This window comes from Streptomyces sp. NEAU-YJ-81, from assembly GCF_017592595.1.
Lineage (GTDB): Bacteria > Actinomycetota > Actinomycetes > Streptomycetales > Streptomycetaceae > Streptomyces > Streptomyces hygroscopicus_B.
Genome location: NZ_JAGFNO010000016.1, coordinates 60,317 through 80,763, shown reverse-complemented (window position 1 = coordinate 80,763; position 20,447 = coordinate 60,317). Strand labels below are relative to the sequence as shown.

The window sequence follows — 20,447 nt, the reverse complement described above, 5'->3', positions numbered from 1 at the left end:
AAGGAACTGGGTCAAGGGGAAGCAAAAAGGTCCGGGGGCATGCGGGCGGGACGGATTGCACATGCCCTAAGCACGGAGTGCTTCCGAGCGTTGACTGGGTGTCATGCAGCGCTAGCTGCCTGGCCCACTCACCAGAAGGCCCCACGAGATGACCACGATGATGATCAGCAAGCCCTCACCACTCGCGCCCACCGGAACCGGCCATCCGGCCTACACCCAGTCGCTCCCGTGCACCGAGGAGTCCGTGGGCATCGCGCGCCTGTCCGTCGCCGCGACCCTGCGCGCCTGGGGGCTGGAGGACCTGGTGGACGACGCCCGCTTAATCACCTCAGAGCTGGCCACCAACGCGATCCGGCACGCCACTCGCTACATTCCCGATCCCGAGCAGCGCGGCTGCTTCCGCCTCAAGGTCGAACGCCCCAGCGATCACCTCGTGCGCATCTCCGCGTTCGACCGGTCCCGCGCCGTCCCTCGCGTCGTCCAGACGACCGAAACGGCCGAGTCCGGGCGCGGCATGGCCGTGGTGGACGCCATCTCCTGCCGGTGGGGCATCGACCCCAAGCCGTGGGGCAAAGGCGTCTGGGCAGAGTGCGCCACCCCGGGGCACCTGCCTCGACGCGAGACCGGAGCGGCACCGACAGCCCCGTCCGGGCACACCAAAGCCACCTATCCGAAGGGAGAAGCCGTGACCACGTACCACGCTCCCAGCCAGCCCGAGAAAGTCCGCCCGTGGGGCCTGCGCCGACTCGGCCCGTACCCCACGACGGCGGAGATGCCGTTCACCACCGTCACCATCGACCCGGACACCCAGACCGGCGTGTTCCGCGACCGTGATGGCTTGGTGGTCGAGATGGGCAGGCACGGCACCAGCTCCGCCACCTCGACATCGACCGTGACGAACCTGGACTCGCGCAACGACGCGGGCTCCGACCAAGACTCCCAGCAGGATTGACCGCCCCATGGCCGACACCCGACCGGTCCTGGTGGTCACGGAACCGTTCGACATCACTGCCGACATGGTGATCACCCACCTCAACGAACGCGGTGTTCCCGTGGCTCGCTTCAACCCCGCAGACCTCCCAGCCGGGGAGCTGACGGTCACGGCCCGGTTCGGCGGCTGCCCGGCACCCTCCCTGAGGGCCGGGCAGCTCCGTACCCCGTCAAGGACCGCCGACCTGGAGCACGTACGGGCGGTGTACTGGCGCCGCCCCGTCTGGCCCGCCTTCGAACACCTGGACGCGGACGACGCACGCTACGCCGCAGCGCAGGTCCGCCACGGAATCGCGGGCGTCCTCCACTCCCTCGACGGCCCACTCTGGGTCAACCACCCCGTCCGCATCGCGGCGGCCGACCACAAACCCACCCAACTCGCCACAGCCGCACGCCTCGGCCTCACCGTGCCCGCGACGCTGGTGACCAACGACCCCTGCGAGGCACGCGGGTTCATCACCGCCCACGGGCAGGTGATCACCAAGACGCTGCGATGGACCCCGTACGAGCGAGACGGCGTCGGCCTGACCAGCTGGGCCGAGCCCGTGACCGCCGACGAGGTGGACGACACCGTGGCCATGGCGCCGCACCTGTTCCAAGCCCGTGTGGACAAAGTCGCCGACCTCCGGGTGCTGGTCGTTGACCGGCAGTCGTTCGCCGTCCGCATCGACTCGGACCTGCTGGACTGGCGCAAGGACTACTCCGCCCTCTCGTACCGCGTGGTAGACCTGCCGGATCGGCTGGAAAAGGCGCTCCTCACCTGTCTCGACCACTTCGGCCTTCGCTCCGGGAGCTTCGACCTCGCCCTCGACCGCGACGGCGAACCCCACTGGCTGGAGCTGAACCCGAACGGCCAATGGGGGTGGCTGGAGGAGAGGACCGGTCTGCCGATGGCCGCCGCCTTCGCCGACCTGCTCGCTCAAGGAGACACCGTCCGATGACACCCGACACCGCACCGGAGCGGCGTGACCTCGCCGACCGGCTCCAGGAGGCCGGAGTCCTCACCCATCCGAGGTGGCGCGCAGCGGTCGAGGCCGTACCCCGTGAACTGTTCCTCCAGCCCGGCGTGTTCCTGCCCGCCGACGGCGGACACTGGCGGCCCGTGACCGCGCTCGGCACCGATCCGAGGGAATGGTCCAAGATCGCCTACCGCGACGAGTCCCTGGTGACGCAATTGGACGGCCACCTCACCGCCGACCGGACCGCCGAACCCGTTCCCGGCGTGCCCACCTCATCGTCCACCACGCCCGTCACCGTCGTCGGCATGATCGAGGCCCTGGACATCGAGGACGGCCACACCGCGCTGGAGATCGGCACCGGCACCGGCTACTCCACCGCCCTGATATGCCACCGGCTCGGAGAAGACAACGTCACCACGATCGAGGTGGACCCGGGCGTGGCTGCCCGTGCGGATGCCGCTCTGGAGGCCGCCGGATACTCCACATGGACCGTGACCGGCGACGGACTCCTCGGCCACCCCCGCCGCGCCCCCTACGACCGCGTCATCGCCACATGCGCGGTACGCCGCATCCCCCACACCTGGGTACGTCAGACCAAGCCGGGCGGCACCATCCTCACCACCCTCGCCCCCGGATCATGGGCGTACGGCACCGGCCTCGCCAAGGTCACCGTGAACGAGGACGGCACAGCCGAGGGGCGGATCATCGGGGAGTCGTCGTTCATGCAGGCCCGTTCCCAGGCCGTGGTACCGCTCGCCGGGGACCTGTCGGCGCGCACCGCCTATGCCGACAGCGAGCGCGAAGCGAAGGTGCCGCCGACTCTGCTGGAGGAGTGGATGCCCGCCTTCCTTGTCCAGCTCGCCGCGCCCGGCGCCCAGCTCGTACGCGCCACCAGCGGAGATGGTGCCTCGCAGCTCTATGTGTTCGATGCCGACCGCGAATCCTTTGCCGCGTTCACCGAGAACGGCTCCGGCTGGACCGTCCGGCAAGGCGGACCGATGGCGCTGTGGGACGACATCGAGCGGACGCTCATCGCCTGGCAGGACGCCGAACGTCCCGGCATCAGCACCATGCGGCTCCGCGTCGCCCCCAGCTCCCACACGTACTGGATCGACGACCGGCCCGCACTGCGCTGGGAACACCGGCTCGTCTGAGCACGAAACACGACGAGGGCCCCGCCGGCTGGCGGGGCCCTCGTCGTACATGGGATGAGTGGAGATGGCGGGAATCGAACCCGCGTCCACCGGTGTGGAATCAGGACTTCTCCGAGCGCAGTCCGCTGTGATTTTCTCGGCCCCGGAGATCACGCGGACAAGTCTCCGACGGGCTCAGTCACTGTTTGATTTCCCACTACGCCCCGTGACCGGGCTTAGTGGTTTAGTTCCCTAGCTGATGCCAGGATCCGGGTCGGGAACAGCCCCGGGCTGACACTTCGCAAGTCGCTACTTAGGCAGCGAGGGCGAAGGAATCGCGCTTGGTGTTGGCGATTATTGGTTGCGACATATGGTTAACGAGATCATTGCCGCTTCCTCGGCTCGCTTCTCCTGCTTCGACAGCCGCTGTCGAAACCGATCATCCCCATGTGGTGTTTTCAAAAGGTGGTGCCGCGCCCTCGGAGGGGCACAGCGCCATCATAGGTGAACAACGCGCGACGGGGCCACATCATTCCCGCCGCCTGGAGTCCAGCTCAGGCCCGCTGCCGCCGTCGCGCCGCGGAGATCGCCCGATCGGACTCCCGGCGGTCCTGCCGCTCGCGGAGCGTCTGGCGCTTGTCGTACTCCTTCTTACCCTTGGCCAGCGCGATCTCGACCTTGGCCCGGCCGTCCTTGAAGTACAGGGCCAGCGGCACCAGGGTGTGCCCGGTCTCCTGCGTCTTGCCGATCAGCTTGTCGATCTCCGCCCGGTGCAGCAGCAGCTTCCGCCGGCGGCGCGCCGAGTGGTTGGTCCACGTCCCCTGGCTGTACTCGGGGATGTGCACGTTGTGCAGCCATGCCTCGCCGCCGTCGAGCTGGGCGAATCCGTCCACGAGCGAGGCACGCCCCTGACGCAGCGACTTCACCTCGGTCCCGGTCAGCACCAGACCGCATTCGTATGTATCCAGGATGTGATAGTCGTGCCGCGCCTTCTTGTTCTGCGCGATCAGCTTGCGACCCGTCTCTTTAGCCATAGCCAGGCCATTCTCGCACTAGGACCCGCCCCCGAGGCCACTCAATACTGTGCGCGCCCGCGCCTCGGCCGATGGGCCGTCGTCGCCCTTGACCGTCAGATCCGGTGCGATGCCCTCGCCGTCGACGTTACGCCCGGCCGGGGTCCGGTAGTGGCCCACGGTGAGCTCGGCGACCGAGCCGTCGGGCAGTTCGCTCGGCATCTGCACCGAGCCCTTGCCGAAGGTTCGGGAGCCCACGACCACGGCGCGGCCGCGGTCCTGAAGGGCGCCGGTGAGCAGTTCGGCGGCGCTCATGGTGCCGCCGTCGACCAGCACCACCAGCGGGCTGTCGGTGTCGCCGCCCGGTCGCGCGTCGAGAACTCGCTGGTCACCACGGACGTCATAGGTGGCGACCAGGCCACCGTCGAGGAGGGAGGAGGCGGCGGTGACGGCCTCGGAGACCAGCCCGCCGGAGTTGCCCCGCAGATCGAGCAGGATGCCGTCGCCCCGGGGGATGGAGCGCACCGCCCGCCGGATCCGCTCTCCGGTGCCCTTGGTGAACGAGTCGACCTTGATCCGGACGGCGCCGGGTCTGTGGTCGTCGTAACCGCTGAGCCGGTCGACGGTCACCGGGTCCGTGGTCAGCCGGGCCCGGCGGAGCTCTTGCGTCCACTTCTGTCCGCCACGCCGCAGCCCGAGCTCCACCCGGGTGCCCGGGGAGCCGTCGGCGGGGCCGCGCAGCAGGGCCACGACCTCGGTGACCGGCCGCCCGGTCACGTTCTTGCCGTCGACCGTGCGCAGCCGGTCATCGGCCCGGATCCCGGCCTTCTGGGCGGGGCTGCCGGGCTCGACCCGCTCGACGGCGATCCGCCCCTGGGCGTCCCGGTGGGCGGAGATCCCGACGCCGACGTACGCACCGTCGAGGTTCTGGCGGAAGCCCTCGTACTCACGGGCGCTGTAGACCGCGCCCCACCGGTCTCCGCTGCGGCTGACCACCTCGCGGGCGGCCTTCGAACCGGACTTCCCGTCCTCCTGGGCCGCGGCCGCGGCCGCCTTGACCTGGTCGCTCTCGACCGCGCCGACATAGGCACGAGCCGGCATCCGGGCGGGGTGGGGGTCCTGGCGCGGTCCGGGCTCGGCGCCCCAGGAACCGACGGCCGCCCCGGTGGCGAGCACGCTCACGAAGACCAATGTCAGGGCGGCCCCGCGGCGAATGCGGCGGGGCTGGACGAACAAACACGGGCCCGACATGCCGGTGAGTGTAGGGCACCAACAGGCGCCGTACCGGGGGTTGTCCGGCACGGCGCCGTAGGCGAATGTCACACCTTGAGGTACTTGCGCAACGCGAAGAACGCCGCGAGCGCGGGCATGAGCAGGCCAATCGCGAGCACCAGCGGCAGCTTGGCGAGCACCGCGTCCCAGCCGATGAAGTTGATCACATCGATCTTGTCCACCAGCCAGTTGTTGACCAGGAAGTACTGCCCGCTCACCAGCAGTACGCAGGCGAAGCCCGCGCCCAGCAGCCCCGCGATGGCGGCCTCCATGATGAACGGCATCTGGATATAGAAGCTGGACGCGCCGACCAATCGCATGATCCCGGTCTCCCGGCGGCGGCTGAACGCCGACACCCGCACCGTGTTGACGATCAGCATCAACGCGACGATCAGCATCAGCGTCATCACGCCGAGCGCCGCGAAATTCATGCCGTTGAGCAGATTGAACAGGTCGTCGACCAGGGCCTTTTGGTCCTGGACCTCCTGCACCCCGGGGCGGGCGGCGAAGGCCGTGGAGATGACGTCATAGCGCTCGGGGTCCTTCAGCTTGATACGGAAGGACTCCTGCATCTGGTCCGGGGTCAGGGAATCGGCCAGCGGCGAGTCGCCGAACTGCTCCTTGTAGTGCTTGTACGCCTCCTCACTGGTCTCGAAGTGCACCGACTCGACGATGTTCATCTGCTTGAGCTCGGACTCGATCTCCTGCTTCTGGGCCTCGGTGACCGCGCCCTTGGCACAGTTGGCCGAGGTCTCCTTGTCGTTCTTGTTGCAGAGGAAGATCGAGACGTTGACCTTGTCGTACCAGTAGCCCTTCATCGTGCTCACCTGCTCGCGCATGAGCAGGGACCCGCCGAACAGGGCGAGCGAGAGGGCGACGGAGACGATGACCGCGAATGTCATCGTGAGATTCCGGCGGAGACCGACGCCGATCTCCGACAGGACGAACTGGGCGCGCATGGCGTCCTTTCAGTGCTGGTAGCCGTAGACGCCGCGGGACTGGTCGCGGACGAGGCGGCCCTTCTCAAGTTCGATCACGCGCTTGCGCATCTGGTCCACGATCTGCTGGTCGTGTGTCGCCATGACGACGGTGGTGCCGGTCCGGTTGATCCGGTCCAGCAGCTTCATGATGCCGACGGACGTCTGCGGGTCCAGGTTTCCCGTCGGCTCGTCGGCGATCAGCAGCATCGGACGGTTGACGAACGCGCGGGCGATGGCCACCCGCTGCTGTTCACCACCGGAGAGCTCGCCGGGCATACGGTCGTCTTTACCGCCCAGTCCCACCAGATCGAGCACCTCGGGGACGGTTTTCCGAATGGCGGTGCGCGGCTTGCCGATCACCTCGAGCGCGAAGGCGACATTCTCCCCGACCGTCTTGTTGGGGAGCAGCCGGAAATCCTGGAAGACGGTCCCCAACTGGCGGCGCATCTGCGGCACCTTCCAGTTGGACAGCCGCGCGAGATCTTTGCCGAGCACATGGACCGCGCCATGGCTGGCGCGCTCCTCGCGGAGGAGCAGCCGGAGGAAAGTGGACTTTCCCGACCCCGAGGAGCCCACGAGGAAGACGAACTCGCCCTTCTCGATCTCGAGCGAGACATCCCGGAGTGCGGGACGGTTCTGCTTGGGGTATGTCTTGGATACGTTGTCGAATCGGATCACTGGAGCACCACGGTGACCTGGGTAGCGGTACGGGCTGCAGCCGAAGCGGCTCCCGTCGGTGAGCGTGACCATACGCGAACCGCGCGCGGGCGCGCAGTCCGCCGTCCGGCGCGGGTGGGTTTCTTCACTGCACTATTGGGGTCAAACGGTTGACAAACCGCCTGTCGTGGCGGCTGAAACGACCACGAAACCGGTACGGATGCGGCACGGAATCGTGCGGGGCGCGCCGAACCGGGCGGAAGCTGGCACAGTGGAAGGGGAACAAACCCATTTCGCTGGGCGTTGGTCCCGTATCTACTGCGGCACCGCCGCGCGGGAGGAGAAAGCGCATGACGTACGACAGGCTCGTCTGCGCCAACTGCGCGAGCCCCGTCAGCGAGGGCCGCTGCCCGGTCTGCCGGGCCAGCAGGGAGCGCCTGCAGCAGGACGGCATCTTCGGTGGGCTGACGCCGGCCGCACTGATAGCGCTGCTGGTGGCGCTCATCACGGTGGCCGTGCTCGCACATGAGATGGCGACGGCGTAACGGAGCGTTACGCAGACTATACATCGGGTGTGGCGCACCCTCTGAACGCACGGCACACCCTCTGAACGCACAAGGGGCCCGGAGCTCTGGAGAGCTCCGGGCCCCTTACCGTGCGTAGAGCGCGCGATCAGGCGATGTTGTTGCGGTTCACCAGACGCGGCACAAAGCGGAAGCCGATACCGCCGGCGATCATCGTCGCGGCGCCGACCAGCAGGAACGTGGTCTCGGAGGAACCGGTCTCGGCCAGCTGCTCCTTGGCCTTGCCCTGCTCCACCGGCTTGGAGCCGACGTTGTCGGTGCCGGTGTTGTCGTCGCAGTTGGTGCTGTCGAGGTCCACCGTGCAGGTGCTGTCGTCGCCACCACCGCTGCCGCCACCCTGGCCGGGCGAGCTCGGCGCGGCGGTCGGCTCGCCGGTGGGCTCGTCGGTGGGCTCGTCGGTCGGCTCACCGGTCGGCGGCTGAGTGGGCTCATCCGTCGGCTCACCGGTCGGCGGCTGAGTCGGGTCCTCCGTCGGCGGGTCGGTCGGCTCTTCCGTGGGCGGGTCGGTCGGCTCTTCGGTCGGCTCGCCCGTCGGGATCGAGGTCGGCTCGTCGGTCGGGTCCTCGGTCGGCTTGCCGTGGCCGTTGCCGATGCCGACACCGACGTCCAGACCCTTCTCGTCCGCGTTCGCCGAAACGTTCACGCCGCCGATACCGACGTCAACACCAACGGCCGAGGCGGCGCCGGCGGCGGTGAGCGATGCGCCGGCGGCGATCACCGCACCGGCAGCTATGCGCGCAACGCGGAGCCGCGTCTTCTTCGTCATCTGCCTGCTACCCCCAGTAGCTGTACTCGTCAATGGAGCAGCTATGCACGGGGCAACGGCTCGGGGTGTCGCATTCTCCGCGGTCCCCATCCCTCTGAGGCGGTCCGCCGGCCCCCGTTCACACGCGCCCCAGTCATACGCATGCCGCGCGTCAGCCTTCCCAGTTTTCAGATCATCGTCAAGGCCATTGCATGCGAGATGTCCGCTATGGAAGTGGATGCGGCATGCATGGGTACAGGACTGTGACCAAAACCGTGGTGTACGGGGCCCGTTGGGGGCCCAGCGGGAAGGTTACTTCCCCTGCTCCTGCTGCTTGCGCCAGCGGATTCCGGCCTCCAGGAAGCCGTCGAGCTCACCGTCGAGCACCGCCTGCGGATTGCCGACCTCGAACTCGGTGCGCAGGTCCTTGACCATCTGGTACGGGTGCAGGACGTACGAACGCATCTGGTTGCCCCAGGAATTGCCGCCGTCGCCCTTGAGCGCGTCCATCTTGGCCTGCTCCTCCTGGCGGCGCCGCTCGAGCAGCTTGGCCTGGAGGACGTTCATCGCGGTCGCCTTGTTCTGGATCTGCGAGCGCTCGTTCTGACAGGAGACGACGATGCCGGTGGGGATGTGGGTCAACCGCACCGCGGAGTCGGTGGTGTTGACGCCCTGGCCGCCGGGGCCCGAGGAACGGTAGACATCCACGCGCAGCTCGGACTCGTCGATCTCGATGTGGTCGGTCTGCTCGACGACCGGCAGCACCTCGACGCCCGCGAAGGAGGTCTGGCGGCGGCCCTGGTTGTCGAACGGCGAGATCCGCACCAGGCGATGGGTGCCCTGCTCGACGGAGAGCGTCCCGTAGGCGTACGGAATCTGCACGGCGAAGGTGGTCGACTTGATGCCGGCCTCCTCCGCGTACGACGTCTCGTAGATCTCGGTCTTGTAGCCGTGGCGCTCGGCCCAGCGCAGATACATCCGCTGGAGCTGCTCGGCGAAGTCGGCGGCGTCCACCCCGCCCGCCTCGGCGCGGATGTTCACGAGCGCCTCACGGGAGTCGTACTCGCCGGACAGGAGGGTGCGCACCTCCATCTCGTCGACCGCCTTGCGTACGGCCTCCAGCTCGGCCTCGGCCTCGGCGCGGGCGTCCGCGTCGCCTTCGTCGGCGGCGAGCTCGAACAGCACCTCGAGATCATCGATCCGGCCGCGCAGCTCCTCGGCCCGGCGCAGGTGTCCCTGGAGATAGGAGAGCTTGCTGGTGACCTTCTGCGCGTTCTCCGGGTCGTCCCACAGGGACGGGGCCGCCGCCTGCTCCTCGAGCACGGCGATGTCGGCCCTCATCTTGTCGAGGTCCAGGACGGCCTCGATCGACCCCATGGTCGAGGAGAGGGACTTCAGCTCTTCGGATACATCGACGACTGCCACGGGACCAGCGTAACCGCTACGGAAGACTGACCGTCCCCGGTCATGGCGTACCGGGGTCCTGGGAGACGGAGTGCTCGCCGCCCTTGGGCTGCTCGCCACCGTCGTCGCCGCCCGCCACCAGCCAGCCGCCGAGCCCCACCGCGACCAGGGCGGCCAGCGTGATCGCGGCCACCTTGAGCCGACGGCGGCGCAGCGCGCCCGCGACCACGGGGTTACGGGCCGAGCCCGCCCGGCGCTGGCCGTGCACCCGGGGCGCGCGGGCGGTGCCATGGGCGCCGCCCGCGAGCTCGTCCGCGCTGGGCACCCGCATGCTGGTGTGGGTCTCGCGGCTGGAGTCCGGCACCGCGCCGGGGACCAGCGGCACCGCGCCGCGCCGACGCGGGGTCGTGTGTACTGGGCCGGAGCCGGGCCCGGCGGCGGACACGGAGACGCCGCGGTGCGGGGTCTCCGCCTCCGTGCCCTTCCGCTGCTCGCCCTCCTGCTGCTCATCGGGCTCGTCGATGTCCAGCGGCGGATATCCGGCCAGACTGGGCAGCAGCTCGCGCAGCCGGGTGGCCAGCTCGGAGGCGCGCAGCCGGGAGGCGGGCGCCTTGGCCAGGCACTGGAGGAGGAGCTGCCACAACTCGTCGGGGATCCCGGGCAGTGGCGCCACGGTCTCGGTCACATGGCGGCGCAGGATCGCGCCCGGATGGCCGCCGCCGAAGGGCGTGAAGCCGGCCAGCATCTCGTAGAGGACCGTCGCGAGGGCGTACACATCCACGCTGGCCCGGGGCGGCAGCCCCTCGACGATCTCGGGGGCGAGATAGTCCGGGGTGCCGATCACACTGCGCGGGTTCGGCGAGCGGCCCTGGGACGAGGCCCGGTCGCGGGCCGGCTGGGCGCGGATCGGGGTCGGCTCGTCCACCAGGCGCGCGATGCCGAAGTCGGTGAGCAGGGCGGGGTGCGCACCGCCGGGGCCGAGCGGGCCCCGCATGTCCAGCAGTACGTTCTCCGGCTTGACGTCGCGGTGGACGACCCCGGCGGCGTGCGCGGCGGACAGCGCGTCCGCGACGTCCACCGCGATCGCGACGGCGGCCTCGGGAGCGAGCCGGCGCTCGCGGTCGAGGCGGGTGCGCAGATCCGTACCGCGGATCAGGTCCATGACCAGCGCCAGGTCATTGCCGTCGACCACCAGGTCGCGCACCCCGACCACCCGGGGGTGGTCGAGGCCGAGCAGTACGGTGCGCTCCTGGACGAAGCGCTCCACGAGCTCCTGGTCGGAGGAGAGGTCCTCACGCAGGAGCTTGATGGCGACGGGGCCCTCGGGTCCCTCGCCCAGCCACACCGTGCCGGCGCTGCCGCGCCCCAGGAGCTGGTGCGCGGTGTACCGACTGCCGATCTTCCGTGACAAGACTGCTCCGAATCCTCCGACAAGGGGGGCACGTTGGCGACAAAGCTACGCGGCTACTGGCGCGTTGGGTGCACCAGACAGCGCCAACTGTCACTTCTGCGGCGGAAAACACCCTTCGGATGTCGACAAATCACCGGAGTCGGAGGTGGGGAGGCCAGGGTCGGGCCGGAGAGTCGAGGCGGAGACGGGCCGGAAACGGGGACGGTGGTGCTGACGGATCAGCTACTGGGGCCGCCGAGGTCCTCGATCCACTTCTGGACGTCGCCGGCCCAGCCCGTGACCGCGTCCCAGTAGCTCTTCCCATCGGCGATCCAGTCCTTGAGCGGGCTCAGCTCCCAGACCAGCCAAGAGCCGATGATCAGGACCACGATCACGAACAGGCAGCCCTTGAGGCACCCCAGACCCGGGATCTTCATCCGGTTCGGGCTGGAGCCGCGCTGCCGGGGCTCCTGGCGCGGCTCCGGCTGCTGCGGCGGCGGAGCGTAGCGCTGCGGCTGGGGCTGCTGGGGGTGGTGCGGCGCCGGGGCGTACTGCTGCGGCTGCTGCTGGGCGTACGGCGGCGGCTGCTGGCGGCCCCGCCGGCCCTGGGGCGGCTGCGGCTGGGGCGGCTGCTGGGGCTGCTGATACTGCTGCGGCTGCTGGTATTGCTGCTGCTGATACGGCTGCTGGGGCGCGGCGCGGTGCGGGCGGCGGCGCAGCGGGTCCTGGCTCGGGTCGAGGTACTGGACCTGCGTCTGCTCATTGCGGTCGCGGGCCGCGCGTAGCTGGTTCTGCCAGGGGTGCGGATCGTCCTGGCCCGGCGGCACGGGCGGCATGGCGCGCGTCGGATCGGCGCCTCCGGCCGGGCCGGAGCCGGTCGGCAGCACCTGGGTGGGGTCGGCGTTGCCCCCGGCGTTCGCCCCGGTGGTCGGCATCACATTGGTGGCCGCGGCCGGGTCGTACGAGGGGGTGCCCCCCGGTGCGTTCGGGAGCACCTGGGTCGGGTCGGCCGTGCCCGCGGGCGCGGTGTCCGGGACCGGCGCGGGCGCCGGGTCCGGGGCGAGCAGCGCGGCGACGCCGAGCGCCGCCTCGGCCTGCGCGGCGGAGGCGTGCACCCCGACACCGGCGGCGACCACGCGCAGCGCACGGGCCAGGCTCTCGGCGCTGGGGCGCTCCTCGGGCCGCTTGCGCAGACAGCGCTCTATGACGGTCCACAGCGGCTCGGGCACGGTCGAGGGGCGGCGCGGCTCCTCGCTGAGGTGGCGGTGGAGGACCTCGAGGGCGGTGTTGCCGGCGAACGGCGGACGTCCGGTGACCAGCTCGTAGAGCATGATGCCCGCGCCGTAGATGTCCACGGCGGAGGTCTGCGGACGGCCCTCGGCGGACTCCGGCGCCACATAGGCGGGAGTGCCGACGAACTCCTGGGTGCGGGTGAGGCCGGGCGAGTCGGCGAGGCGCGCGATGCCGAAGTCGGTCAGCATCGGGTGCATTTCCTGGCCCTCGCCGGTGCCCGCGAGCAGCACGTTGGCGGGCTTCAGGTCGCGGTGCACGACGCCGTCGGCGTGGCTGGCGGCAAGCGCGTCCGCGATCTGGGCGGTGAGGAGGGATGCGGCGACGGGGGTGAACGGGCCGTTGCTGCGCAGGTATTTATGCAGATCCGGACCGTCGATCAGGTCCATGACCAGGGCCAGCAGATCACCCTCGACCACCAGGTCGCGGGTGCGGACGATATTGGGGTGGGTGAGCCGCAGCAGCACCGAGCGCTCACGGAGAAAGCGCATCACGATGTCCGCGTCGTTCGCGAGCTCCTCCTTGAGGACCTTGATCGCGACGGTCTCGCCGGGCTGCCCGGCCACGGCGGCCTCGGCCCCCGCCGCCTCCCGCTGGCTTGCCCGCCATACGGTGCCCGTGGCTCCGCGCCCGAGCGGCTCCTCGAGCAGGTACTTGCTGCCTACCGGCCGCACGTCATGCGCTCCCTGATCGTGGTCTTACATCGGTGGTCTGCGATGGGTCTGCTGGCTGTGCTGCTTACTGCTCTGCTTGCTGCTCTGCTTGACGGTCTGCTTGTGGTGCTCGTCCGCCCCACTGTAATGGCGACGCACGATGAGCCCTATCCGATCACCACACGAGGGTCCGGCGCCGGGGAAGACGTGTGATCCGGGCAGATGGTTGCCGATGGCGGTCCGGGCCGCTCGATCGCCGCTCGATCGGGACCCGCCGGGCGTCTCAAGGGCAGCCGTTCCGGTCGCAATCAGCCAGTTTCGGCCGACTAGCCGACCAATCAAGATCATGTGGCGCCGGGCGGCGGGCGAAGTGTCGGTGGCAGGTGCGAGGATGCAGGCAGCACGGAAGCGCCGAGCGCCGGGGGGCTCACGCTCCGTGACCCGTACGACCCCGTACGGACCTGTACGTGCCGAAGGGCCTGGGGGCGGTGGTGGGGGTCGGCACCCCTGCCCGGCCCCCCGGACAGAAGGGACCGTTGACGGCGATGCAGATTCGGCTGACCGTCCTCGGGCCGCGCAGCGCCCACCCGGGCCGTTCCGGCCACCATCCTGCGCCCGCGTCCGCGCCGCATGCCCTCATGGGCGCGGTGGACGTCCTGGTCACCGCCCCTGTCGGCACGGCCCTCGCCTCGGTGGCCAGTGGGCTCGCCGACGCGGTCGCCGCGGCCGGGTACGAGTCGGGGGGCGGCAGCGGTGGCGGCGGCGCGGTGGTGCTGTACGCGGGGGGTGAGCGGCTGGACCCGCAGCGCTGTGCGCTGGGCGAGCCGCCGCTGGTGGACGGCGCGGTGCTCTCCCTGCACGCCCCGGCCGATCCCGACTCCGGCCACTACCCCGGCTATCCCGGCCTCCCCGAGACCGCCGTGGCCGACGCCACGGTCCATCTGGACGTGGTCGCGGGGCCCGACGCGGGCGGCGTCCATCTGCTCCACGGCGGCCAGGTCCGCATCGGCCGCTCCGCCGACGCGGACGTCCCGCTGGACGACCCCGACGTCTCCCGGCTGCACTGCGCGGTCACCGTCGCCGAGGACGGCCGTGTGACCATCGCCGACCTCGGCTCGACCAACGGCACCGCCGCCGACGGCGTCCCCGTGGGCACCCATCCGGTCCCGCTGGAGCCGGGGGCGCTGCTGCGGATCGGCGAGTCCGCCCTGCGGCTGCGCGTCCCCTCCGCGACGTCAGTATTCCCGTCGGCCCCCTCGCGCCTTCCGGTCCACGCGGACGGCGAGGGCCACCTCCGCGTCACGCCCGCCGGGGACCGCCCCACCCACGCGGAGGGCCCCTGGACCGGCGCCCCCCAGTCCGCCCCCACCCACTCCGCCGAGGGCGCCTGGACACCTCCCGGGCACCACCCCGGCACCGGCTGGACGCGGGTCGCCCAGCCCGGTGACGAGGCTCACTCCGCACCCGGGCTGTACGACGGGGGCGCGGGCACCGGCCCCCGGGATCCCCGCCGGGGCGAGGAGGGCTGGAGCTCGGGCACGGGACCCACCGAGGCGCGCGGCGCGGGCACCCGCGACTCCCGCCGGGACGACGACGGCTGGGGTCCTGGCACGGGACCCACCGGGGCGCGCAGCGCGGGCGCCGGGGCCCGGGGCGGGGCGGGTGGCCAAGGCCACCGGGACGACGACGGCTGGGGTCCCGGCTCGGGAGCCACCGGAGCGCGCGGCACGAGCGCCGGGGCGCGGGGTCGCGGCGCGGGCGCCGGGGCCCGGGGCGGGGCAGGCGCCCAAGGCCATCGGGACGACGACGGCTGGGGTCCCGGCTCGGGAGCCACCGGAGCGCGCGGCACGAGCACCGGAACCCCGGGCGGAGCGGGCACCCGCGGCCACCGGGAAGACGACAACTGGGGTCCTGACACGGGACCCACCGGGGCGCGCGGCACGAGCGTCGGAACCCCGGGCGGGGCAGGCGCCCAAGGCCACCGGGACGACGGATGGCACCCCGGCGAGGGGGCAGCAGCCGGGAGGCGCAGCGGCACGGGCGGTCGCGGGTCCGGCCACGAGAGCCAGGACGGGCAGGGCGGCCACTGGCCGACCGGCGGCACGGTGAGCCCGGGCGGCTCGCCTTACGGCGCAGCGGGCGCCGGTCGGCGCGGTGAGCGGCCGCGCGACGAAGGACACGGCGAAACGAGCCGCCGCGGCCGGGATCCGCAGGGCCCCTCGGCCCCCGGCGACCAGCCGTACGACGACCCGTCCACCACCCCCACCCGACGCGGCGAGCGCACCCCCCGGCCGGGAGCCGCCGGACATGGCCCGGCGGGGCAGCCCGAGCGGTCCGCCCAGGACCGGCCCGGCACGGGCGGCAGCGGCGGCGGTCAGCCGGGCCAAGGCCCACGGCCGACCGACACCCGATCCCCCGGTGCCACCCCGCGCGGCGGGCAGCCGCACGGTCAAGGGCGCGGCGAAACCCCCGAGCGTGCGTACCCCGGCGGCCGGCCGGGGCCGCGCGCCGGGCACGGCCCGGCCGAGCGCCCGGCCGACCGCCCGGCCGACCCTGGCCGCACGGGCCACGGCACGGCTCCCGGCGACGCGTACCCCGGCGACTCGCCGTACGGCGGCGCGGGCGCGGGCCGCGGTCGGCAGGGCGAGGGCGACGCGGGCTACGGCGCCGCCCCGCGCGGCGGGCAGCCCTACGGCCAAGGGCGCGGCGACACGGACGGACGCGGCCGACGCCCACAGCAGCCCTGGTCCGCCGGCAACCAGCCCGCCGACGCGAGCCCCGGCGGCTCGCCGTACGGCAGCGCCGACGCAGGCCACAGCCGCCACCACGACGGCGACGCCGACTCCGGGCGGCAGCCGGGTCCGGGCGGAGGTTACGGCGCCACCCGGCGCGGCGAGCAGCCGTACGACCAGGGACCCTCCGCCACCGGCGGACAGCCCGCCGACGCGGCCTACCAGGGAGCGCCGTACGACGGCCCATCAGCCGCCTCCGGACAGCGCACCCCCTACCCCGGCGGTCAGCCGGGCGCCGGGCCGCGCGACGGCCACAGCTCGGCCGACCCCGGCCATGCGGGCCAAGGCGGGGCTCCCGCCGACAGCGCGCAGCGCGGGCAGCGCGAGCGGCCGCAGGCCGGGGGCTCGGGGGTCAGCGGCCCTGGGCGGCGTGGGGCGGGTGATCGTACGCATGCCGGGGCCTATGCGCTGGATGCGCCGGGGGCGCAGGCGCGGCGGCGGGGCATAGGAGCCTGGGTGCGGCAGTTGGCCGGGGGGAAGTCGGCCGAGCGGGGCGGGGTGCGGCAGGACGGGGGCGCGCGGGGCGCGGCGGAGCGGGCGGCAGCGGAGGCGGAGGTGCTGCAGCGGCGGTGGCCGGATCCGGCCACCGTGTTGATGACGGCGCTGGGGCCGGGCTCCCGGTTGTGGGAGCGCGCCCAGGGGCATCCCGACGCGCTCACCGTGCGTCTCGGCTCGGCCGACCAGTTGGCGGCGGACGGCAGGTTGCTGGCCGCCGCGCCCGTGACCGTCGATCTGCGGCAGTGCGGCTCGCTGGGGCTGGCGGGGCCACGGGCGCGGGTGGCGGGGCTCGCCCGGTCCGTCGTGGCGCAACTCGCGGCGCTGCACTCACCGGCCGCGCTGGAGATCGTGCTGATCAGCGGCGAGGAGCGGCTGGCGGAGTGGTCGTGGCTCGGCTGGCTGCCGCAGGTCCAGCCGTTGCGCGGGCAGGACTGCCGGTTGCTGCTCGCGTACGACGGGGAGCAGGCCACGGCCCGTACGGACGAGCTGACCCGGCGGCTGGAGGACGGGCCGCTGGGCCCGGGCTGGGCGAGCGCCTCCCCCGCCGCCGCGGCGTCCACGGCGGCGCGCCACGTCGGGCCGCGCACCGTGGTGGTCGTGGACGGCGCGCCCGGTCCGGCCGCGCTGCACGACACGCTCGCCCGGCTGGCGGTGACCGGCTCCGCGGCCGGGATCCATCTGCTCTGTCTGACCGAGGCGCCCGCCGCGTCGCCCACGTCCCCGCTGCCGATGAGCTATGAGGCGGCCTGTGCCGCGTCCGCGGCCTTCGCGGCCTCCGGGGTGGCGGCCGTGCTGAGCGGCGATGTGGCCACAGGACTGCAGATCGTCCACGGGAACGGGAACGGGGACGGGGACGGAGACGGAGCCACGTCCGGCATCGCCGGGGTCACTGGTGTCTCCGGGCTCACCGGCGCGACCGGCGCCACCACGACCGTGACCGTGGACGCGGTGTCGGCGGCGTGGGCCGAGCGGTTCGCGCGGGCGCTCGCGCCCCTGCGCCCGGCCGCCTCCGCGCAGGGCGGCGCGTTCGGCGGCTCCGACGGCCCGCCGACCGTTCCGCTGCCGGACTCGGCGCGGCTGCTGGACGAGTTGGGCCTGGCGCGGGCCACGCCCGCGTCGCTGCTGGCCCGTTGGGCAGCCGCGGCGGACGAGGTCCCGGCGGGCGGCCGGGCGCTGGCGGTGCTCGGCGCCGGGCCGCGCGGCGCGCTCGCCGTCGATCTGGCCGCCGACGGTCCACACGCGCTGATCGACGGCACGGCGGGCACCGGTAAGACGGAGTTGCTGCGCTCGTTCGCCGCGTCGCTCGCGGCCGCCGAACGGCCGGACCGCCTAGAGCTCATTCTCATCGACGGAGCCGGGGCCGGGGCCGGAGCGGGCGAGGGGCTGCGGGTGTGCACGGATCTGCCGCATGTCTCGACGCATCTGGCGGCCACCGACCCGGTACGGATGCGGGAGTTCGCGCAGGCGCTCAGCTCGGAGCTCAAGCGCCGCGCCGAGTTGCTGGACCGGCTGGATTTCACCGCCTGGCACGCCCGGCCGCACCACGGCGATGGCGAGGGCGGCGGCGGAGGTGGCGGTGACGGCGCCGCCGACCCGGGCGGCACCCCAAGCACCCCAAGCAGCACCCCGGGCGCCCCCGGCCCCGGTTCCGCCCGTGTCGTCGCGCCCCGCCCGCCCGGCGATATCGACCCGCCACCCAGCGACACCCTCCACACGCTCAATCTGCGCGCTCAGCGCACCGCGAGCGCGGCAGCGGCAGCCGCCCGCCCGCGCCCCTTCCTTCCCCGTCTCGTCGTGCTCGTCGACGACTTCGACGCGCTGGTGGCCCCGGCCCTCGGCAGTCCCGGCCGTCCGGCGGCCGGTTCGGTCGTCCGCGCCCTGGAGGCGATCGCCCGCGACGGCGCCCGCCTCGGGGTGCATCTGGTCGTGGCGTCCGGCCGCCCGGACCGTACGGCGGACACGGTGGCCGTCGAGCGGGCCGGACTCCGGATCGTCCTGGACCCGCGCCCGCTGAACCCCGCACACCCCACCGCCGCCGCACACCCCACGGCACCCACCCAGCCCACGCACCGCCATGGGGAGCCCGAGCGGCCCGATACGGCCCCCGCCGCATCGCCACGCTCGGTCACATCCACCCCCGCGGCCGCAGCCGCCCCGGGCGGCGACCCGGCCCCGGGCCGTGGGCGGCTGTTCCGCCCGGAGGACGCCGGGGGCACCCCGTTTCAGGCGGGCCGGGTGACCGGACGGATACCGCGCACCGCCACGCAGCGGCCCACCGTCGTGCCGCTGGAATGGCGGCGGATGGGCGATCCGCCCGCCCGCCGGCCGCTGCGCGAGCTGGGGAACGGCCCCACCGACCTCGCGCTTCTCGCCAGTGCGCTGCAGCGCGCCGCGCAGTCGGCGGACGCGCCCACCGCACCCGCGCTGATCTGACCGCCCCCGCCCGCCGCTGCCCGCTCCCGCCCGTCGCAGGCCGCGCCCTGCCCGTTTCCTGCCCGTTCCCGACCGATCCCGTCGCTCCTGACCGGCTTTTCGAGCCGTTCCGCCCATCCTCCCGTCTGACCCACCTGCCCCGTTCTCTGCCGATCGTTCATCACGGCCCGATCACGATCCGTGAGTGAACGCCGGACGCAGTATTGCCACGTTCGGTGACCGGGCGTAGGACTACTCGCACGGGACACGGCCGCACGGGGGCGGTCGGCATCGGAGGGAACACGGGGATGCACGTATCGCTTCCTGCGAAGCGTTCGACACGAGCTGCGGTGGCCCTGCTGGCGGCGGGAGCACTCATGCTCACCGCCGCGGGCTGCGGCGGTGACGACGGAGACACGGTCAGCGGCGGTCCACCGCCGAACACCGTGAAACTGCCGAATCTCAAGGGGCAGAAACTCCAGGTCACCGCGGTATGGACGGGCACCGAACAGGAAAACTTCACCAAGGTGCTGAAGGAGTTCGAGAAACGCACCGGCGCCAAGGTCTCCTTCGTACCCAGCGGTGACGACATGGCGGGCTTCGTCGGCTCGAAGGTCGCGGGCGGCGCCCCGCCGGATGTCGCGATGGTCGGGCAGGTCGGCGTGATGCGCGAGTTCGCCCAGAAGGGCTGGGCCAAGCCGCTCGGCGCCGCCGCCAGTGCCGAGCTGGCCAAGAACTACGCCAAGGGCTGGCAGGACCTCGGCTCGTACCAGGGCAAGCCCTACGGGGTGTATTTCAAGACCAGCAACAAATCCCTGCTCTGGTACAACACCTCCGCGTTCGACTACGCGGGCGCCAAGGTGCCGAAGACCTGGCAGGAATTCCTGGCGCAGGCCCAGCTCATCTCCGACTCCGGCACCGACGCGGTCGCGATCGGCGGCCAGGACGGCTGGACGCTCACCGACTGGTTCGAGAACGTCTATCTCTCCCAGGCGGGCGCGGAGAAGTACGACCAGCTCGCCCAGCACAAGATCAAGTGGACCGATCCGTCGGTGAAGAAGGCGCTCGAGACGCTCGCCGAGCTGTGGGGCACCAAGGGTCTGGTCGCGGGAGGCCGCAGCGGTGCGCTGCAGACCGCGTTCCCGGACTCCGTCACCAAGGCATTCGGCAACAAGGCGGAGCCGGACGCGGGCATGGTCTTCGAGGCCGACTTCGTCGCCGCCAACGTCGCCGACGCGGGCGCGGAGCTCGACCAGGACGCGAAGGTGTTCCCGTTCCCGGCGGTGGGCGACAAGGCACCGGTGGTGACCGGCGGCGACGTCGGCGTGGCGCTGACGAACAGCAAGGCGGCGCAGGCGCTGCTCACCTTCCTCGCCTCCCCGGACGCCGGGACGATCTGGGCCCAGTCCGGCGGGTTCATCTCGGCGAACAAAAACGTCAAGTTCAGCGCCTATCCCAATGCCTCGATGCGCAAGATCGCACAAGCGCTGATCGCGGCGGGCAATGACTTCCGGTTCGACATGTCCGACCAGGCTCCCGCCTCCTTCGGTGGCAAGCCGGCCCAGGGCGAATGGAAAGCGCTCCAGGACTTCCTCAAGAACCCGAGGAATGTCGAAGGCATCCAGCGCCAGCTAGAAGCGGATGCCGCCAAGGCGTACAAGAACTGACCACTCGA

General features: G+C 72.0%; 14 protein-coding genes and 1 other RNA gene. 6 read left to right on the top strand and 9 right to left on the bottom strand.

The annotated features are described in order from the left end of the window. Positions 1 to 148: 148 nt before the first annotated feature. Genes tgmA through tgmC form a run of 3 tightly spaced genes read left to right on the top strand, consistent with a single transcriptional unit; the run spans position 149 to position 3,103 of the window. A complete protein-coding gene (gene tgmA, locus J5X86_RS51085; RefSeq protein ID WP_243981763.1) occupies positions 149 to 952 on the top strand; it encodes a putative ATP-grasp-modified RiPP in 804 nt (267 codons plus the stop codon). Positions 953 to 959: 7 nt separating this feature from the next. Further along, a complete protein-coding gene (tgmB, locus tag J5X86_RS29155; protein WP_208519679.1) occupies positions 960 to 1,931 on the top strand; it encodes an ATP-grasp ribosomal peptide maturase in 972 nt (323 codons plus the stop codon). Then, on the top strand, positions 1,928 to 3,103 hold the full coding sequence (gene tgmC / locus J5X86_RS29150) for an ATP-grasp peptide maturase system methyltransferase (protein ID WP_208519678.1): 1,176 nt from the start codon (positions 1,928 to 1,930) through the stop codon (positions 3,101 to 3,103). Before tgmB ends, tgmC begins: the two co-directional genes overlap by 4 nt. 56 nt (positions 3,104 to 3,159) lie before the next feature. On the opposite strand, the gene ssrA is transcribed toward tgmC, so the two are convergent. The 5 genes from ssrA to ftsE form a co-directional block, all read right to left on the bottom strand. Further along, positions 3,160 to 3,529, bottom strand: a transfer-messenger RNA (tmRNA) gene (ssrA, locus tag J5X86_RS29145). Positions 3,530 to 3,636: 107 nt separating this feature from the next. After that, the gene (smpB, locus tag J5X86_RS29140; RefSeq protein ID WP_078641766.1) at positions 3,637 to 4,116 is read right to left on the bottom strand and encodes an SsrA-binding protein SmpB; all 480 of its coding nucleotides are present in this window, start codon (positions 4,114 to 4,116) and stop codon (positions 3,637 to 3,639) included. Positions 4,117 to 4,134: 18 nt separating this feature from the next. Further along, positions 4,135 to 5,346 carry a S41 family peptidase gene (locus J5X86_RS29135; protein ID WP_208519677.1) on the bottom strand — a complete coding sequence of 404 codons (1,212 nt, stop codon included), beginning with the start codon at positions 5,344 to 5,346 and terminating at the stop codon, positions 4,135 to 4,137. Between the two features lie 68 nt (positions 5,347 to 5,414). Next, entirely contained in the window at positions 5,415 to 6,326 is a 912-nt protein-coding gene (gene ftsX / locus J5X86_RS29130) for a permease-like cell division protein FtsX (protein WP_020870885.1), read from the bottom strand. Between the two features lie 9 nt (positions 6,327 to 6,335). Continuing rightward, entirely contained in the window at positions 6,336 to 7,025 is a 690-nt protein-coding gene (gene ftsE, locus J5X86_RS29125) for a cell division ATP-binding protein FtsE (protein WP_078641768.1), read from the bottom strand. 329 nt (positions 7,026 to 7,354) lie between these two features. Here ftsE and J5X86_RS29120 point away from each other — a divergent pair, with 329 nt between their 5' ends. Next, a complete protein-coding gene (locus J5X86_RS29120) occupies positions 7,355 to 7,549 on the top strand; it encodes a hypothetical protein (RefSeq protein WP_014061128.1) in 195 nt (64 codons plus the stop codon). A gap of 127 nt (positions 7,550 to 7,676) precedes the next feature. Here J5X86_RS29120 and J5X86_RS29115 read toward each other — a convergent pair whose 3' ends face one another. From J5X86_RS29115 to J5X86_RS29100, 4 genes are all read right to left on the bottom strand, one after another. Continuing rightward, entirely contained in the window at positions 7,677 to 8,354 is a 678-nt protein-coding gene (locus tag J5X86_RS29115; protein ID WP_208519676.1) for a PT domain-containing protein, read from the bottom strand. A gap of 291 nt (positions 8,355 to 8,645) precedes the next feature. Further along, entirely contained in the window at positions 8,646 to 9,758 is a 1,113-nt protein-coding gene (gene prfB, locus J5X86_RS29110) for a peptide chain release factor 2 (RefSeq protein ID WP_208519675.1), read from the bottom strand. A gap of 40 nt (positions 9,759 to 9,798) precedes the next feature. Then, positions 9,799 to 11,148: a serine/threonine-protein kinase gene (locus tag J5X86_RS29105; RefSeq protein ID WP_208519674.1), complete on the bottom strand. Its 1,350-nt coding sequence runs from the start codon at positions 11,146 to 11,148 to the stop codon at positions 9,799 to 9,801. Positions 11,149 to 11,366: 218 nt separating this feature from the next. Continuing rightward, positions 11,367 to 13,091 (bottom strand): serine/threonine-protein kinase, encoded by a 1,725-nt coding sequence (locus J5X86_RS29100; RefSeq protein WP_208519673.1) that lies wholly within the window; start codon positions 13,089 to 13,091, stop codon positions 11,367 to 11,369. A 524-nt stretch (positions 13,092 to 13,615) separates the two neighbouring features. Here J5X86_RS29100 and J5X86_RS29095 point away from each other — a divergent pair. Together J5X86_RS29095 and J5X86_RS29090 are read left to right on the top strand one after the other, a co-directional pair. Further along, positions 13,616 to 18,793, top strand: a complete 5,178-nt coding sequence (locus J5X86_RS29095) for an FtsK/SpoIIIE domain-containing protein (protein ID WP_208519672.1) — start codon at positions 13,616 to 13,618, stop codon at positions 18,791 to 18,793. 287 nt (positions 18,794 to 19,080) lie between these two features. Continuing rightward, positions 19,081 to 20,439, top strand: coding sequence for an ABC transporter substrate-binding protein (locus tag J5X86_RS29090; RefSeq protein WP_208519671.1), 1,359 nt, complete (start codon positions 19,081 to 19,083; stop codon positions 20,437 to 20,439). The last annotated feature ends 8 nt before the right edge of the window (positions 20,440 to 20,447 follow it).